Below are 15,452 nucleotides of genomic sequence, written 5' to 3' on the forward strand. Positions count from 1 at the left end.
TAGGTTACCGGTTACTCTATCAATCCCCTGCCGGTTTTTTTAATTTTTCTTTGGGATTTTAGCTCGGTAAGTATTTTATCCAATATGCCGTTTATAAATGAGTTACTTTTAGGCGTACTGAATTCTTTTGATATCTCCAGGTATTCGTTTATCGTAACTTTAACCGGTACCGAGGGGAAATTAATAAATTCTGTAAGCGCCATTTTCATTAGCAGCGTGTCCATCATGGCAATGCGCTCAGGCTCCCAATTTTGTGTTTTAGCAGCGATCATTTCCTGGTAATCGGCATCGTACTTAACACTCTGCACAAATAAATCAACTATAAACTCCCTATCCTCTTCCCAGTTCCCGGTAATCTCAGCCAGTTTATTCAACTGCGGGTCGTCGTTTGAGAAGTTTTTAAACGTCTTAGCTATTAAAGCTTGCAGCACGTCTTTATCTACGGGCCAAACTATAAATTTGTCTTCAAAAACCTGTTCAGCTAATGACGACTTTAGGATTACTTTTTTAAAGATAAATTTAATAATGTCTTTATCGCTGTGTAGTGTATCGTCGGTTTTAGACAGATATTCTTTGTACTCAGGCGAAGCTTTTAAAACATTAAAAAGGGTTTTCGCCAGTTCAGGCTCAAAACTCCAGCTGATTTTATATTTTTTTATTGCTGCAAGATATTCTTTATTCTGGCTGAGGGAGGTAATAAATCTGTTGCCCAATATTTTCAGGTCGGGCTTAAGATCGTCAGCCGTTGGCAAATGCTTGTGAGCACGTTCTTCGGCATCATTAGCAGCAAAATTCACCACTTCTGATATCAAAGACAGCATCCAGATATACATTTCAAAAACCGAATCAATACTTTTTAAAAGATTTTTTTGGTGCAGGGTTATATCACGATTGCTTGACTGATGATAAGCGTATAATGACTGTAGTACTTTAACTCTAAGATGTCTTCTGTTTAACATTGCGTAAGAACGATGTGTGCGTTGGGTTGTTTAAAAAAATAAGTAAATGTAGTACGCAGCAAAAGTATAGGTTTTTTTTATAGTAGCAAAGTGATTTATGGTATAGTTAATGGTTGGCGGTTGAATAGTTCATAGCTAATTTTACTAAGGGGTATGTTGGTGCAAAAAACAATCATGTCTTACGCTAAATTTACGTTATTAACCATCAACCATGAACTATCAACAAATTATTACCTTTGAAAGGAATGAAACATCTGGCCTACCTCAATAAATTCTTTTATAAATACCGCAAAAGGTTTATCCCGGGCATCCTGTTTGTTATCGCATCAAACATTTTTGGCGTTTTGCCTGCACCGGTTATCCGTATAGCCTTTGATTTGGTAGCCGAAAACATTGCCATGTACCGCTTATATGATGGGTTTAATAAACAACAACTCATCTACGATATTTTTGGCTCCTGCCTGCTTTTGTTTGGCGCGTTAGTACTCGCACTGTCGCTTATAAGGGGCATGTTCCTTTTTTTTATGCGGCAAACCATTATACTCATATCGCGCCACATTGAGTATGATCTGAAAAACGAAATATACAATCATTACCAGGTGCTGTCTATGGCGTTTTACAGGCGGCATAACACAGGCGATTTAATGAACCGTGTTACAGAGGATGTAAGCCGGGTGCGCATGTACCTGGGCCCGGGCATTATGTACACCATTAACACGATAGTGTTGTTTATTATGGTAATATACTTTATGCTAACGGTTAATGTGCGGTTGGCATTATACTCGGTATTACCCATGCCTTTACTTGCCGGGTTGATTTATTATGTAAACAACGTGATCAACCACCGCAGCGAACAGATACAGCAGCGCTTGTCATCGCTGTCGGGATTTGTGCAAGAAACGTTTTCAGGTATCAGGGTAATCAAATCATACGTACGCGAAGTGTTTATCCGCCAAAGTTTTGCTACTGAAAGCGAAGATTACAAGCATCATTCAATGGGTTTGGCCAGGGTACAAGCCATGTTTTTCCCGCTGATGCTGTTATTGGTAGGGCTGAGTAACGTTATTGTAATATATGTAGGTGGCACTGAGGTAATGAAAGGCAACATCACGCCGGGCAATATTGCCGAGTTTATTATCTACTTAAGCCAGCTTACGTTTCCGGTTATGGCATTGGGCTGGGTAACATCGCTTATACAACGTGCTGCGGCATCGCAAAAACGGATTAATGAATTTTTGCATGAGCAGCCCGAAATCGTATCAGTAAATGGTATAGTGAAAACAATTGAAGGCCACATAACTTTCGATAATGTATCTTTTGTATACCCTGATACAGGCATTAAGGCGCTTAACAATATATCGTTTACTGTCGAGCCAGGGCACATGCTGGCAATAATTGGCCGCACAGGATCAGGCAAATCAACCATAGCTAACCTACTGATGCGCATGTATGACAGTACCGGCGGCGAAATACGTATTGACAATACGCCGATAAAACAGCTTGACCTGGACAGTTATCGTTCGCAAACTGGTTTTGTGCCGCAGGATGTATTTTTGTTTTCAGACACTATTGCCAGAAACATAGCTTTTAGTGCCGATGTGCTAAACATGCCCGAGGTTGAACAGGCTGCCAAAGACGCTGCCGTTTATAAAAACATCAAGGAACTTGAGAACGGTTTTGATACCCTCATAGGTGAACGCGGCATTACTTTATCCGGCGGGCAAAAACAGCGGGTGTCTATTGCGAGGGCTATTATGCGGCATCCTCAATTACTTATTTTTGACGACTGTCTGTCGGCGGTCGATACCCGCACGGAAGAGGAAATATTAAATAACCTTGGCCGGGTTATGCAAGGCAAAACAAGTATCATTATATCCCACCGCATATCTACCATAAAGAACGCCGAAACTATATTGGTGATAGATAACGGAAGTATTGTAGAACAGGGCAATCACCAAAGCCTGATGGCGCTTAAAGGCAGCTACTTTGACTTGCACGAAAAACAATTGCTTGAAGAGGAAACCGCCTGATTGTAATTTCGGCACAATTAACTAAAGAAAAAGTTTATTAAATTTTGATAATATTATTACTAAAATACTTGCACTATCAAAAATTATTTATATTTATGCCAACTAAAACTCAATTACACATTATTTAACATGGGAGATTTTGATAACAGAGAGCGTGAAGAGGTTTATTCAAAGAAGGTAAGGGCAGGGAAAAGGACTTATTTTTTTGATGTAAAAGCAACCCGGTCAAACGATTATTACGTAACGATAACCGAGAGCAAGAAGCGCCTGGAAGACGGTGTTTTTATCAAACACAAAATATTTTTGTATAAAGAAGATTTTGAAAAATTTGCCGAAGGCTTAAAGGACTCAATCGACTATATTAAGGCTAACCAGGAGGTTGTTGAAAAACGCTATGAATTTAGTGAGGGCGCCCCTGAAACAGCTAAAGCCGACGAAGATTTCTCTTTCTGAGCTTTAATAAACCGAACAACCTGTTAATATATAATTAATAAGAACCTTGCTTATGCGGGGTTTTTGTGTTTATGCCCATAAGTAATTAAGGATGCATTAATCGGAAGCGTTGATGTGCGATAAATTAATAACTACAATATTACGCCCTTCAACAGTATTACCGCTATTGAAAAATAGATCAGCAACCCGGTAACATCAACCAGCGTTGCCACAAAAGGGGCTGATGAAGTGGCAGGGTCAAGCCCCAGTTTTTTTAACAAGATGGGCAGCATGGAACCCGTAAGCGAACCCCACAATACAATACCCGCCAGCGTAATGCCTACCACCAAACCTACAAGTACCGCGTGTGCGCCGTACACGTCAGAGAAAAGCGACCATACATAAATTCGCAGAAAACCTATTGTACCTAACGTAAGCCCCAGCAGCGCACCCGCTACCAGTTCGCGCCGCATTACGCGCCACCAGTCGGCAATTGTAACCTCACCCAGTGCCATAGCCTGAACGATTAACGTTGATGCCTGCGAACCGCTATTGCCCCCGCTGCTCATAATCAGCGGCACAAACAGGGCCAATACTACGGCCCGTTTTATTTCATCCTCAAAATAACCCATGGCGGTAGCGGTAAGCATCTCGCCAAACAATAGTATAACCAGCCATCCTACGCGCTTTTTAAACAGGGTAAACAACGACACATCCAGGTAAGGTTCATTCAGGGCCTCGTTACCGCCGAGTTTTTGAATATCCTCGGTATATTCTTCATTCGCTATCCATAAAATATCGTCGACGGTTACTATGCCCAGCAAAAAATTATCCGCGTCAACTACGGGCAAAGCCGTACGGTTGTTCATCCTGAAGGTGTTAATGGCTTCTTCCTGCGGATCGCTGGCATTCAGCGCTATCAGGCGCCCATCCATCAGGTCTTTTACCTTAGTTTCTGGTGTAACCAATAATATCTCGCGTATACGGATGTCGTCAAGCAAAACGCCTTTTTCGTCGACAACATAAATCACATCAATGGTTTCGGAGTTTTTACCATACCTGCGTATATGCGACAATACGCGGGTAACATCCCATGTTTTTTTTACGGCAATGTAATCCGGCGTCATCAAGCGGCCAACGCTATCCTCCTCATATCCAAGTAACGAGAGAGCTTCCTTACGGTCGGCAGGCGGCAAATGAAGTATAAGGTTAGCTACCGCATCACCGTGCAGTTCGCTAAAAAGTGCAGTACGGTCGTCCGGAGGCAACTCGTTAATCAGCTCGGCAATCTTCTTTCCCGATAACTTTTTTATAATACGTTCCTGGGTAGGGAAATCAAGAATGCGGAATACGTTTACCGCGCGATTAAGTGACAGTATCTCGATAAATTTAGGACCGTGCTCCGGAAACTCATCAATAAGCTCTTCTACGTCTGAAATGTTGAGGCTATTCAAATACTCCTGCAATTGAGATTCATCCTCCTGTTGCAGTAATAATTCTACCTGCTCAACCATTTCTTCCATAAGCGCTTTTTTACATCTTTTATACCTGAGTTACTTGCCGCAAAAGTCGCTTATTTTTTCAAATTACAGGAATTTTTTTATGTTATCTTTGCGGCTTTAGTCCATAGCCCATATACTATAGCCGATGGTCGCTCACACTTATTGGCTATGGACCATGGACTATCGGCTATGAACAATATAATCAACAATAAATGGGTTTACAATGTGGTATAGTGGGTTTGCCTAACGTAGGTAAATCAACACTTTTTAATTGCTTATCAAACGCTAAGGCACAGGCTGCCAACTTTCCGTTTTGTACTATAGAGCCCAACGTGGGCGTAATAACAGTGCCGGATGAGCGGCTTACTAAACTTACTGAATTGGTACAGCCTAAAAATGTGGTACCTAATGTTATTGAAATAGTTGACATTGCCGGCCTGGTAAAAGGCGCCAGTAAAGGCGAAGGACTGGGTAACCAGTTTTTAGCTAACATACGTGCTACCAACGCCATTATACATGTACTGCGCTGCTTTGATAACGATAATGTGATACATGTTGACGGCAGCGTTGACCCGATACGTGATAAAGAAATCATAGATACCGAACTTCAACTAAAAGACCTTGACTCGGTAGAAAAGAAGATACAAAAAATTGAAAAAGCGGCCAAAGTGGGTAATGATAAAGACGCAAAAAAAGCTTTTGAAGTATTAACCATTTATAAAAACCACCTGCTTTCAGGTAAATCAGCCCGTACAGCGCCGGTAGCCGAGGAGGACCAGGAACATATAGCTGACATATGGTTACTTACCGCTAAGCCCGTACTATACGTTTGCAATGTAAGCGAAAACGACGTGAATACCGGTAATGCCTATGTTGAAAAGGTGCGCGAAGCCGTTAAGGAAGAGAACGCAGAGGTATTGATTATATCTGCTAAAATAGAATCGGAAATTGCTGAATTGGAAAGCTACGATGAGCGCCAGATGTTTTTGGAAGACCTTGGTTTGGCCGAATCCGGCGTAAACAAATTGATAAAAGCGGCTTATAAACTGCTCAACCTGGCCACTTATTTTACCGCCGGGGTGCAAGAAGTACGGGCCTGGACCATTACGCAAGGCTTTACCGCGCCGCAGGCAGCAGGCGTTATCCACACTGATTTTGAAAAAGGTTTTATTCGTGCGGAGGTGATAAAATATAAAGATTTTGTGCACTACGGATCAGAAGCCGCGTGTAAAGAAGCCGGCAAACTGGCTGTTGAAGGTAAAACTTATATTGTTGAAGATGGCGACATTATGCATTTTAGGTTTAACGTGTAAATAGACGAGACAGGATTTTATACGCTCAAGTAATTATCAGCTTCGATAACCGTAAAACGTTGTCGAAGCTTTTTTTATTGGAGATGCCGGTACCTGAGAATCGGAAATCTGCTGTATATTAGCGATTGACTTCATATTTGTTTATCATGATTAAAGCATCATCTCTTACGGGGGCGACACTTTTATGTGCGCTCTTGATAGCGCCCTTTGCAGCAAAGCCGCAATCAACTCCCCATAACAAGGACTGGGTAAGTGTATCTGACAAGTATACCGAAATGCTTATCGAACTGGACAAGAAATATTCTCCGGAATATGGCTCGTCCCAGGGCCTGGCCCAGTATGATACCCTGGTATCAAAGCCAACCTTGGCTAACGAACTTGCGCAACGACGCGAAGAGAACGCTCTTGTAGATATCTATAAAGCGGCACTACGCACGGAACCCAACCCACATGTAAAACAAGACCTTGAAATTCTTATAAATAGCCTTCAATTTGGCTTTCGTCAGCAGGATTTTTCGAGGAAACGCAAGGTGCCATTTTACAATATAGCCAGTATTGTTTACGATGGGTTAGAGATATTACTTGATGACCAAACCCCGGCCGAACGTCGTGTGGCAGCTATTACCCGCCTTAAAAAATACACCGGTATCAATAAAGCTCACACGCCCCTTACTACAATACTTAAACAACGCATAACCGAACAAATCGGCGCCGGGCCCAACATGATATATCCATCAAAAGATTATATGGAAAAGGAACTGGGCCGTAACGAAAGTATTATCGCAGGTATAGAGAAACTATTTCAGAAGCACAAATTAACGGGCTGGGAAAACGCATACGCCGCGTTGAAGAAACAGGTTGCTGAATTTAACGAGTGGACCCGCACCAATGTTGTAGCGAAAGGCCGTACGGACTTCAGACTGCAGCCCGAAGATTATGCATTATCCCTTGAAGGATACGGGGTAGATATACCCCCGGCCGAATTGGTCGCTTTGGCACACGCTGCCTTTGCGGACATACAAAATCAAATGAAAGACATTGCTGCACAGATAGCGAAAAAGCGCCAACTGCCCTCAGCTGACTACCGGGATGTTATTCGGGACCTTAAAAAAGCGCAAATAACGGGCGATTCAATAATGCCCTTATACGCACGTACATTAAAAAGCATTGAAGATATTATAGCCCGGGAACAATTACTAACCTTACCATCACGCCCTGCAATTATCCGGCTTGCCACAGCTGCGGAAACCGCACGGTCGCCGGCGCCGCACATGGTGCCTCCCCCCTTTCTGAATAATACCGGCCAGCGCGGTGTTTTTGTACTCCCGTTAAATATGCCGCCTGCCCCGGGCGAAAAAGAAGACCGCTATGACGATTTCACCTTTGAAGCCGCATCATGGACGCTTACCGCACACGAAGCGCGCCCCGGCCATGAGTTGCAGTTTGACAAAATGGTAGAAGAGGGCGTTTCTAAAGCACGTTCACTTTACGCATTCAATTCAACAAATGTTGAGGGATGGGGCTTATATGCAGAGTACATTATTAAACCCCACATGCCGCTTGAAGGGCAACTGGTATCGCTTGATTACAGGTTACTCCGTGCCGCCAGGGCTTTTTTAGATCCTGAACTACAAGCCGGAAAAATTACGCCACAGCAAGCTATGGACATATTAATGAAATACGTGGTACAATCTCATGCTATGGCTGCGCAGGAAGTGGAGCGCTATACCAATCGTTCACCGGGACAAGCAAACAGTTATTTTTACGGCTATACAAAAATGATATCGTTACGCGCCGACGCCGAAAAGGCATTAGGAAAAAAATTCAATGCGCTGCGCTTTCATGACTTTATCCTGGCGCAGGGATTGCTGCCGCCCGCACTAATCAGGAATGCCGTTATGCAGGAATTTATACCATCAGAGCTTAAAAAATAATATCGTATATAAACTTATTATCAAAGTATGGCCCGTAGTACGGGCCATACTTTTTCTGCTATTATACGGTATCCTGCGGCCGATGGGTGGAGGCCGTCTCTTAGGTTTAAATGCCGCTGGCCCGCTACCCCCTCCAAAAAGAAAGGCACAAAGGCCATGTTGTTTGCATCCGCAACCTGTTTAAATATCGAGCGAAACGCAGCGACGTGCTGCCCCGGTATAAATGCCGGCAGCTCCATTCCCATCATCGCCATCTTCGCGTTTGGGTATTTATCTTTAACACGATTGATAATTGCCTGAAGATTTTTTTGAGTTGTGGCAGGAGCAATCCCGCGTAAGGCGTCATTTATACCTAATTCAAGCACAAAAACGTCTACAGGATTATTTAGCCAATAACTTAGCCGCGCCAGGCCACCGCCTGATGTATCACCGCTTAAGCCGGCATTAATCACTTCATATTGCAGTTTTTCGGCAAATATTCTTTGCTGTATAAGCGCAGGAAACGCCTCATTAACATCACTTAAACCATAGCCGGCGGTAAGGCTATCACCAAAAAACAGCACGCGTTTCATACGTTATAAACCCGGTGCATTATTTTTTGTTCGCCGGTTAAATGATATCGGTCAAATCTATATCTTTGCGGCACTGCTCCTGTAGTTCAACGGATAGAATTATGGTTTCCGGTACCATCGATATGAGTTCGAATCTCGTCGGGAGCACAAAGCCTTTCTAAATTAACTTAGAGAGGCTTTTTTTTAGCTTGACGATTTTTTATGACAGACGTTATCAACTACCCTTCTCCTGAGGCTGAACAAGCCACCGTTATTTATGCCATTGGCGACATTCACGGTCAACTGGAACTGTTATTGAAAATGGAAGAACAGGTTAAATCCGACATAGAAGTCACTAAGCCCGCCCACCCGGTTGTTTGTTATTTAGGCGATTATATCGACCGCGGGCCGCATTCGGCCGGAGTGATTGAATACTTGCAAACTGCAACGCACAAAGATGGCATAACGAGAGTTTTTTTGAAAGGCAATCATGAAGACAGGTTGATAGATTTTATGGCTGACCCCGAACCCTACGGCGCATCGATGTTAAAATACGGCGGGCTTGAGCTAATACAAAGCTACGGATTATTTGTTACAGAAGAACGAGATTATAACTGGCACCAGCTTAAAGATGAGTTTGAAAAAGCTATACCGGCAAGCCACCATGCGTTTTTACGCAACCTGCGGCCGGTTTTTAAATGGCGAAATTATTTATTTGTACATGCAGGACTTAACCCCGAAAATCCGCCTGAAGCGCAGCAAACACGGGACCTTATGTGGATACGCGACCCTTTCCTGGAATCAAATAAAAACTGGGGTTTCCGCGTAGTGCATGGTCACGTAATAGTGCCCGAGCCGGAGTTTAAGCCTAACAGGATTGATATAGATACCGGTGCCTTTAAAAATGGCGTGTTAAGTTGCCTAGTGGTAAGCGAAAACGGGCTGCGGGTGTTACAGTCGCGCATGTAAACAGTTACACGTTAGCTGCAGGATCCTGGGCGAATATCAGGCTTAACTGTTTATATAATTCGGGGTGTTTATCCTCAAACCTTTCCGGCTGTTCAAAAAAATATTCGGAAGCTACCGCTAAAAACTCCGCTTCGTTAGTAACGGCGTATGGATTAATGTCTGAGCGCCCGTCTTTAATCCGGTGCATTTCGCGGTGCATCATCTGCAGCCACGGTATTACGTATTGATGTGCTACCAGGTACTCGGGTACACCATCAGTGGCCCCATCTGACTTATCAAGAAGGTGCACGAATTCATGTATGCCAGTGTTCTCTGTACTGCTGTTCTTTGAAAATCCCCGAAGCAACGCCGACCTGCTTAGCAGCATTTGGCCGTTCATGGAGCCGGAACCCACCATGCCCATTATCTCCCTGTCGCTCCCTTCATATTGGTATTCGTGATCGAACGTATCAGGATATAAAACAACGTTGGTAAGATTTTTATACTCCCATCCCGGAAAACCAAAAACAGGTATAACAGCGCTTGCAGCCACCAGTACTTTGTCTAACCGATTAATGATAAACCCTACGCCCTCGATATGTACGTTTTGCAAAAAACCGTCAACGAGTTTTACAAAACGCTTTTTGCCCGCATCGTCAAGTTCTTGGTAAAAATCAACATTCTTGTTTAATAAATCTGCATACCCGGCTAGCTCATTAGTAGTTGCTGGTGCATTTTTATTGCGTTTTGATACCATCCATAAGTAACTTATCAGCGCAAGCAACAGGCAAAGAACGGTTATAGTCATGCTATCAGGTGTGAAGTTCAAATATAGCTGTTGTGCGCACATAAATTGTGTTATCTTCATTCCATGTCATTAAATAATATAACAAAGTGGACGGTACTTCAAGAGGAGGATGCCTCGCCCAGTACCTGGTTCCCCATAGTACGCCAAACCGTACAGTTAGCGCCCGACCATGTTGTTGACGATTACTACCTGGCACCGCTTGGTGATGTAGTGCAGGTATTGGCACTTACCGCCGCGAACGAGGTGGTGCTAACCCGGCAGTACAAGCACGGCTTAGGCGAAATACTTTTGGAATTGCCTGGCGGCATGCAGCAAAAAAACACATCAGTAATACAATCGGCACTTAATGAACTTGAGGAAGAGACAGGTATTAAAGCCAACGCTAACCAACTTAAATCATTGGGTAAAATTGCCATTAATCCAACCAAATTGCGCCAGGTTACCTACGGCTTTATTATGTTTAATGCAGAGTTTAACTCAACGCAAAAAACTGACGCTACCGAACATATACAGGTGGTAACCCTGCCTGCGCCGCAAGTATTACATAAGGTTATGAACGGCGAGATATGGGTTACCGATTCAATGAATTTTATATTAAAAGCAGCCAGGCTATACCCTGAAATTTTCGAGAAAGAGTAATAATTATTTGTCGCGTTTGGGCAATGTATCAACCACAAACTGGTCTGCCCGGGTGGCTGTAACCTGTGGCCTACCTTTGTAATTTACAAATGGGCCTATTATGCAAACGCGTTTACCTTTTATATTGGTGAAATCCATATTCACTTTATCGCCCTTGGCCGCTATATTATATTTTTGATGGGGCGGTTTACCCCCCATGGCCAAAATAGTAAGCGTATCGCTCACTATATTAACTGAAAATACCTTATCACATAGGGTATCAATTTTACCCAGCTTTTCTTTAAATTCGGTAAGAGAAAAGTTATGCTGCGCGTTTGCATTGCCAAGGGCAATTATTAAAAAGGTGAATGTTATTAGCAGCTTTTTCATACGCCCGTTCTGTCAAAAAAAGCCTCTATATATAACACCAACTGTTTAAGTATTGCCGGCGGCAATGCCGCGCCTGAAATCTGCTGCCATGTGCTTCCTTTCTGGATAACGCCTACAGTGTTACCAGCATACTGTATTTCAAACTGCCCCTGGCTTGCAATAATTTCATAATGATACTCTACATTGCCGTCCCGTACTGTCGCTTTCATATAATACTATACAAGTGTAAAGTATATTTGTTTAACCCGGTTAAGCGCGCTCAAAATCAACCACTAACAAAAAATATTTTTATGTTAAAAAATAAATATTTATCAAATATGATATAAATTGCACAGGATTAAACAACCCAAAACTAACCTAATTGATTTTAACCTATGTTATTTGTTCAAAGCACAAAAAAGTGCATGAAATGCAATAACGGCACACTTGATACACGTGTTAAACGAAGCTTCATTGTTAAGCATGTACTTTTCTTTATACCATTAAAACGCTTTAAATGCGGCAGTTGCCAGCATAAAGCTTACGTACTCATTACGGAGAAGCAGGAATACAAAAGACAACCACAAGCCTGATATAGGTGCAGGCTGTGATATAATTTGGTATTGATATCTATTTTTCTTTACTAAGATCTTTAAATAAAGCAGGTATAGTGCCATACGTGGGTAGTTGGCCGTTCCACTTTTCAATAAGGCGCATTTGTACCAGCAATGGGGTAAGGCTCTGCTGGCGTAGCCTGTTAGCTTCAGCTTCGGCACGTGCGCGCACCAACATGGCTGTAGCTTCACCATCAGCCTTGGCTTTCATTACCTCGGCTTCAGCGCGCGCTTGTTTGGCTTCGTTCTCGGCTTTAAGCCGGGCTTGTATCGAAGCGTTTTTTTCATCAATCATCTGGCGTAATGAGGCTGGCGGCGTAATAGCTGAGGTAAGCTGATCATACACAAAGCCGTCCTTGGCCAGGTTTTTTGCCAGCATGGTTTGTATGCGGTTCTCAAACTGCTCGCGATTGCTCATCACGCTGTCAGACGAAAAGCTGTTTGCAACTATTCGGTAAGCATCATAAATGGTGTTACGCATAAACTGCTGCTCAATTTCGCTTAATGGCTTACGATATTGCCTGTAAATTTGCGGCACCATAGCCGGGTTTACATGGTAATTCAATTTAGGATCTACATTAAATTCGGCGGCATCCCGCGTAGTTATAACAAATGGGTCGTAATCTACACTTTGGGTGTAGGTAGGAAACTCCACTATTTTTGTAGTCCAGGTATTGTACCAAACGCGCCCCGTTACTATAGTAATATTATCTACCCCCCTGTCGGTTCCGTACAAGTTAATTTTTATACCTACGTTACCGGCATCAATGTTCTCGTACGTTATAGGTTGTAACCATACAACCACCAAAGTAATAATGGCTATAGCGCCTATCTTTATTAACCGCCTGAAATTAAATGTAGTTGATTGGTATTCTTCTCTCATATGTAATTGTTTAGTTTAAGTTTCTGATTATATATCTTATTATAACAAGCATGGTGATCAGTCCCAATATTATTTCGGCTACTCCAATAAACACAGAGGCATTACTGGGTTGCGAAACACTATCAGCGCCGTAGGTAAGCAGCAATATCCCCAATATCAAGCCAGCTACAATATAAATTATCCTTGTTATCATTAACCGTATATATATAGGCAATTTTACGTAATATATATTTATTTTACATAGACTGTAACCATCATCAAATGTTACAGACCAACATAAGTCATTGCTATAACAAGGCGAACTTATTTATCAGACAGACCGGGGGAATTTTACCAAACACAATTGGCGACTACAAACGTGTGTAACATTAAAAATACAGCTATAAATCTTCCCTTCAGGCACTAATTGTTTACTTTGTATGCTCATACCAACAATTATGCAACTAACAACCAGGCCATTTGCTTTAGCCATCTCTGCCCTCTTAACTCTTTCAATGCTGGCTTTTACCGCGAAAGAGACATTTACCACAACAGACGCCCCTGGTGCAGACAGCTCCTTACTGAAGTTTACCGTTGTAGAGGCACCCGAGTGGAGCGCTTTATTTAACCGAAGTTCGGGGTGGTTTGGCGGAGACGGCATATTTGCAATGCCGCTTAACGGCAAAGACAATGTAAAAGCCAATAACGCTACCGAAACCATGTTTATATTCAGCGACAGCATTGTTGGCGAAATAAAGGATGGGAAGTTGCAATCACCCACACGAGGTTTTGTAATGGTACACAACTCAGTTGCTTATGTAAAAGGCGGCGAAGCCAGCAAGGATAACATCCGCTTTGAATTTGCTAAGGATAAGGATGGCAAACCCGCTCATATGTTTGTACCCGCTACCAAAGGTGATGTACAGCCCGACGATTATTACTGGCTGGGAGATGGTTTTGTAAATACCGAAATGAATAACACCATGTATATTTTTGCATGGCATATGCGCAACAGCGATAAAAATGATGATTGGTCTTTTGGTGATTTGAGTACCAACCTTATAGCTATACCCGCCGGAAGCCGCCCTCCTTTTAAAAATCACAGGCAGATAGTTACCCCGTTGCGTTTAAATAAGGGCGAGGTATTTGGTGCAGGTATTTTTGTGAACACCAAGGCATCAGGCGCACCCAATCCTGATGGTTATGTATACGTATACGGCGTAAGCAAAGCAAGGCTGATGGTATCACGTGTTTTGCCTAAAGATTTTGAAAAGTTTAGCGAATGGCGCTTTTGGGATGGCAGTAGCTGGAATACTGATATAAACAAAGTAGCTTTTATAGCCGACCGCGTATCAAACGAATTAAGCGTTACCGCTTTAGCCGATGGCAGGTATTTACTTGTATACCAACATGACAGCATGGGTAAAAAAATTGCCCTACGAGTAGGGAAAACTCCGTACGGCAACTTCGGGCCCATGCAGGAAGTTTATGAGTGTAAGGAGTCGGAACAAAAAAACATATTTACTTACAATGCAAAAGTGCACCCGAGTTTTTCAACACCGAACGAATTGCTGATAAGCTATAACGTAAATGCTTTTGATTTCAAGAATGAGATACAGGCAAATCCAAACTTATACAGGCCGCGTTTTATCAAATTAAAAATACAACAATAAATATGGATAAGGGCAACCAAGCGCCTAAGTGGTTCTTTTTTAGCTGGCATAATGTATAATGCCTTATCAGTCTCCGTCTTCCAACACAAATAATTCTACGGGCGACATATTAAACACCTTTGCTATTTTAACAGCCAATATATAGGATGGCATAAATTTACCCGACTCGATAGAGTGAATGGTTTGCCGCGATACGTTCACCTTTTCCGCAAGGTCCTGCTGCGAGAGATTGATGCGGGAGCGCTCCATTTTTACAGTATTGGTCATACTAAGTTCTCCAGCAGAAATAAATGGTTTGTACAAATACCATTACACCTATATTTATTAGTGTTACTACCCAAAAAACTTCAGGATTACTAAGCACTTTTGATAATATCATGGCAGTCATCATCGCTGCAAAAAAGTGTATATTAAGATAAATCCTAAATCGCTTTGTTGACCTATCTATATGGTGCCTCCAGGCGTCTTCAGACTTATATACTATTTTTGAATCCCGGTATAGGCATAACCTGAAAAGCAATATATAATATCCCTGTATAATTATGGCGTACACCAGCATATTTAGCTTTGTTGGTAAAAAGAACCCGATAGAAATAGCCCCCATCACCGCCAGCCTGAAGGCATACTTAAATGCATAATTACGCATTCGTTCCACGCGCTCATCTTCTATTTGTAATGGCAATATATTGATGTTGAATAAACTGATATTTGTAATAAGTAAAAGCAACTTGCCAACCGTTATTCCAGGGAATACCTCATGAAGGCACATAAAACCATTAAATATGCAAAAAGGTGGCTGCGGCAAATCATGCCTAAAAAATAAGAGCAGTATCGATAAA

The 15,452-nt window shown here is 42.4% G+C and carries 16 protein-coding genes and 1 tRNA gene; 8 read left to right on the plus strand and 9 right to left on the minus strand.

Features of this window, described 5'->3' with window-relative positions:
* Window positions 1-11 precede the first annotated feature (11 nt).
* Window positions 12-959 carry a transcription antitermination factor NusB gene (gene nusB, locus DJ568_RS14180; protein ID WP_114005957.1) on the minus strand — a complete coding sequence of 316 codons (948 nt, stop codon included), beginning with the start codon at window positions 957-959 and terminating at the stop codon, window positions 12-14.
* A 245-nt stretch (window positions 960-1,204) separates the two neighbouring features.
* Between nusB and DJ568_RS14185 the strand changes: the two genes are divergently transcribed.
* Together DJ568_RS14185 and DJ568_RS14190 are read left to right on the plus strand one after the other, a co-directional pair.
* Window positions 1,205-2,989: an ABC transporter ATP-binding protein gene (locus DJ568_RS14185; protein ID WP_114005958.1), complete on the plus strand. Its 1,785-nt coding sequence runs from the start codon at window positions 1,205-1,207 to the stop codon at window positions 2,987-2,989.
* A 129-nt stretch (window positions 2,990-3,118) separates the two neighbouring features.
* Window positions 3,119-3,442 carry a DUF3276 family protein gene (locus DJ568_RS14190; RefSeq protein WP_114005959.1) on the plus strand — a complete coding sequence of 108 codons (324 nt, stop codon included), beginning with the start codon at window positions 3,119-3,121 and terminating at the stop codon, window positions 3,440-3,442.
* A 131-nt stretch (window positions 3,443-3,573) separates the two neighbouring features.
* Here DJ568_RS14190 and mgtE read toward each other — a convergent pair whose 3' ends face one another.
* Window positions 3,574-4,944: a magnesium transporter gene (gene mgtE, locus DJ568_RS14195; RefSeq protein ID WP_114005960.1), complete on the minus strand. Its 1,371-nt coding sequence runs from the start codon at window positions 4,942-4,944 to the stop codon at window positions 3,574-3,576.
* A 191-nt stretch (window positions 4,945-5,135) separates the two neighbouring features.
* Here mgtE and ychF point away from each other — a divergent pair, with 191 nt between their 5' ends.
* Together ychF and DJ568_RS14205 are read left to right on the plus strand one after the other, a co-directional pair.
* Window positions 5,136-6,236 carry a redox-regulated ATPase YchF gene (gene ychF / locus DJ568_RS14200; protein ID WP_114005961.1) on the plus strand — a complete coding sequence of 367 codons (1,101 nt, stop codon included), beginning with the start codon at window positions 5,136-5,138 and terminating at the stop codon, window positions 6,234-6,236.
* A gap of 146 nt (window positions 6,237-6,382) precedes the next feature.
* Window positions 6,383-8,170 (plus strand): DUF885 domain-containing protein, encoded by a 1,788-nt coding sequence (locus DJ568_RS14205; RefSeq protein WP_114005962.1) that lies wholly within the window; start codon window positions 6,383-6,385, stop codon window positions 8,168-8,170.
* A 20-nt stretch (window positions 8,171-8,190) separates the two neighbouring features.
* Here the strand turns inward: DJ568_RS14205 and DJ568_RS14210 are convergent, their stop codons facing one another.
* Window positions 8,191-8,742, minus strand: a complete 552-nt coding sequence (locus DJ568_RS14210) for an arylesterase (protein WP_114005963.1) — start codon at window positions 8,740-8,742, stop codon at window positions 8,191-8,193.
* Window positions 8,743-8,817: 75 nt separating this feature from the next.
* Here DJ568_RS14210 and DJ568_RS14215 point away from each other — a divergent pair.
* Both DJ568_RS14215 and DJ568_RS14220 read left to right on the plus strand, forming a co-directional pair.
* Window positions 8,818-8,889: transfer RNA gene (locus DJ568_RS14215), tRNA-Arg, on the plus strand.
* A 54-nt stretch (window positions 8,890-8,943) separates the two neighbouring features.
* A complete protein-coding gene (locus DJ568_RS14220) occupies window positions 8,944-9,690 on the plus strand; it encodes a metallophosphoesterase family protein (RefSeq protein ID WP_114005964.1) in 747 nt (248 codons plus the stop codon).
* 4 nt (window positions 9,691-9,694) lie between these two features.
* Here the strand turns inward: DJ568_RS14220 and DJ568_RS14225 are convergent, their stop codons facing one another.
* The gene (locus tag DJ568_RS14225) at window positions 9,695-10,537 is read right to left on the minus strand and encodes a M90 family metallopeptidase (RefSeq protein ID WP_233496697.1); all 843 of its coding nucleotides are present in this window, start codon (window positions 10,535-10,537) and stop codon (window positions 9,695-9,697) included.
* A 3-nt stretch (window positions 10,538-10,540) separates the two neighbouring features.
* Between DJ568_RS14225 and DJ568_RS14230 the strand changes: the two genes are divergently transcribed.
* A complete protein-coding gene (locus DJ568_RS14230) occupies window positions 10,541-11,116 on the plus strand; it encodes an NUDIX hydrolase (protein WP_114005966.1) in 576 nt (191 codons plus the stop codon).
* 3 nt (window positions 11,117-11,119) lie between these two features.
* Here DJ568_RS14230 and DJ568_RS14235 read toward each other — a convergent pair whose 3' ends face one another.
* From DJ568_RS14235 to DJ568_RS14245, 3 genes are all read right to left on the minus strand, one after another.
* Window positions 11,120-11,485 (minus strand): hypothetical protein, encoded by a 366-nt coding sequence (locus tag DJ568_RS14235; RefSeq protein WP_114005967.1) that lies wholly within the window; start codon window positions 11,483-11,485, stop codon window positions 11,120-11,122.
* Complete coding sequence (locus DJ568_RS14240; RefSeq protein ID WP_114005968.1) at window positions 11,482-11,694, minus strand: hypothetical protein; 213 nt, start codon at window positions 11,692-11,694, stop codon at window positions 11,482-11,484. The genes DJ568_RS14235 and DJ568_RS14240 overlap by 4 nt, the downstream gene beginning before the upstream one ends.
* A gap of 400 nt (window positions 11,695-12,094) precedes the next feature.
* Window positions 12,095-12,961: an SPFH domain-containing protein gene (locus tag DJ568_RS14245; RefSeq protein WP_114005969.1), complete on the minus strand. Its 867-nt coding sequence runs from the start codon at window positions 12,959-12,961 to the stop codon at window positions 12,095-12,097.
* Between the two features lie 419 nt (window positions 12,962-13,380).
* Between DJ568_RS14245 and DJ568_RS14255 the strand changes: the two genes are divergently transcribed.
* A complete protein-coding gene (locus DJ568_RS14255; RefSeq protein WP_114005971.1) occupies window positions 13,381-14,613 on the plus strand; it encodes a DUF4185 domain-containing protein in 1,233 nt (410 codons plus the stop codon).
* Window positions 14,614-14,679: 66 nt separating this feature from the next.
* Here DJ568_RS14255 and DJ568_RS14260 read toward each other — a convergent pair whose 3' ends face one another.
* Window positions 14,680-14,880, minus strand: coding sequence for a helix-turn-helix transcriptional regulator (locus tag DJ568_RS14260; RefSeq protein WP_114005972.1), 201 nt, complete (start codon window positions 14,878-14,880; stop codon window positions 14,680-14,682).
* Window position 14,881: 1 nt separating this feature from the next.
* Entirely contained in the window at window positions 14,882-15,295 is a 414-nt protein-coding gene (locus DJ568_RS14265; protein WP_147238765.1) for a hypothetical protein, read from the minus strand.
* Window positions 15,296-15,452 lie beyond the last annotated feature (157 nt).

The organism is Mucilaginibacter hurinus (genome assembly GCF_003324525.1).
Taxonomy (GTDB): Bacteria; Bacteroidota; Bacteroidia; order Sphingobacteriales; family Sphingobacteriaceae; genus Mucilaginibacter; species Mucilaginibacter hurinus.

Coding starts and splice junctions, on each gene's coding strand:
- nusB (WP_114005957.1), bottom strand. CDS start 959: ATGTTAAACAGAAGACATCTTAGAGTTAAAGTACTACAGTCATTATAC.
- DJ568_RS14185 (WP_114005958.1), top strand. CDS start 1,205: ATGAAACATCTGGCCTACCTCAATAAATTCTTTTATAAATACCGCAAA.
- DJ568_RS14190 (WP_114005959.1), top strand. CDS start 3,119: ATGGGAGATTTTGATAACAGAGAGCGTGAAGAGGTTTATTCAAAGAAG.
- mgtE (WP_114005960.1), bottom strand. CDS start 4,944: ATGGAAGAAATGGTTGAGCAGGTAGAATTATTACTGCAACAGGAGGAT.
- ychF (WP_114005961.1), top strand. CDS start 5,136: ATGGGTTTACAATGTGGTATAGTGGGTTTGCCTAACGTAGGTAAATCA.
- DJ568_RS14205 (WP_114005962.1), top strand. CDS start 6,383: ATGATTAAAGCATCATCTCTTACGGGGGCGACACTTTTATGTGCGCTC.
- DJ568_RS14210 (WP_114005963.1), bottom strand. CDS start 8,742: ATGAAACGCGTGCTGTTTTTTGGTGATAGCCTTACCGCCGGCTATGGT.
- DJ568_RS14220 (WP_114005964.1), top strand. CDS start 8,944: ATGACAGACGTTATCAACTACCCTTCTCCTGAGGCTGAACAAGCCACC.
- DJ568_RS14225 (WP_233496697.1), bottom strand. CDS start 10,537: ATGAAGATAACACAATTTATGTGCGCACAACAGCTATATTTGAACTTC.
- DJ568_RS14230 (WP_114005966.1), top strand. CDS start 10,541: ATGTCATTAAATAATATAACAAAGTGGACGGTACTTCAAGAGGAGGAT.
- DJ568_RS14235 (WP_114005967.1), bottom strand. CDS start 11,485: ATGAAAAAGCTGCTAATAACATTCACCTTTTTAATAATTGCCCTTGGC.
- DJ568_RS14240 (WP_114005968.1), bottom strand. CDS start 11,694: ATGAAAGCGACAGTACGGGACGGCAATGTAGAGTATCATTATGAAATT.
- DJ568_RS14245 (WP_114005969.1), bottom strand. CDS start 12,961: ATGAGAGAAGAATACCAATCAACTACATTTAATTTCAGGCGGTTAATA.
- DJ568_RS14255 (WP_114005971.1), top strand. CDS start 13,381: ATGCTCATACCAACAATTATGCAACTAACAACCAGGCCATTTGCTTTA.
- DJ568_RS14260 (WP_114005972.1), bottom strand. CDS start 14,880: ATGACCAATACTGTAAAAATGGAGCGCTCCCGCATCAATCTCTCGCAG.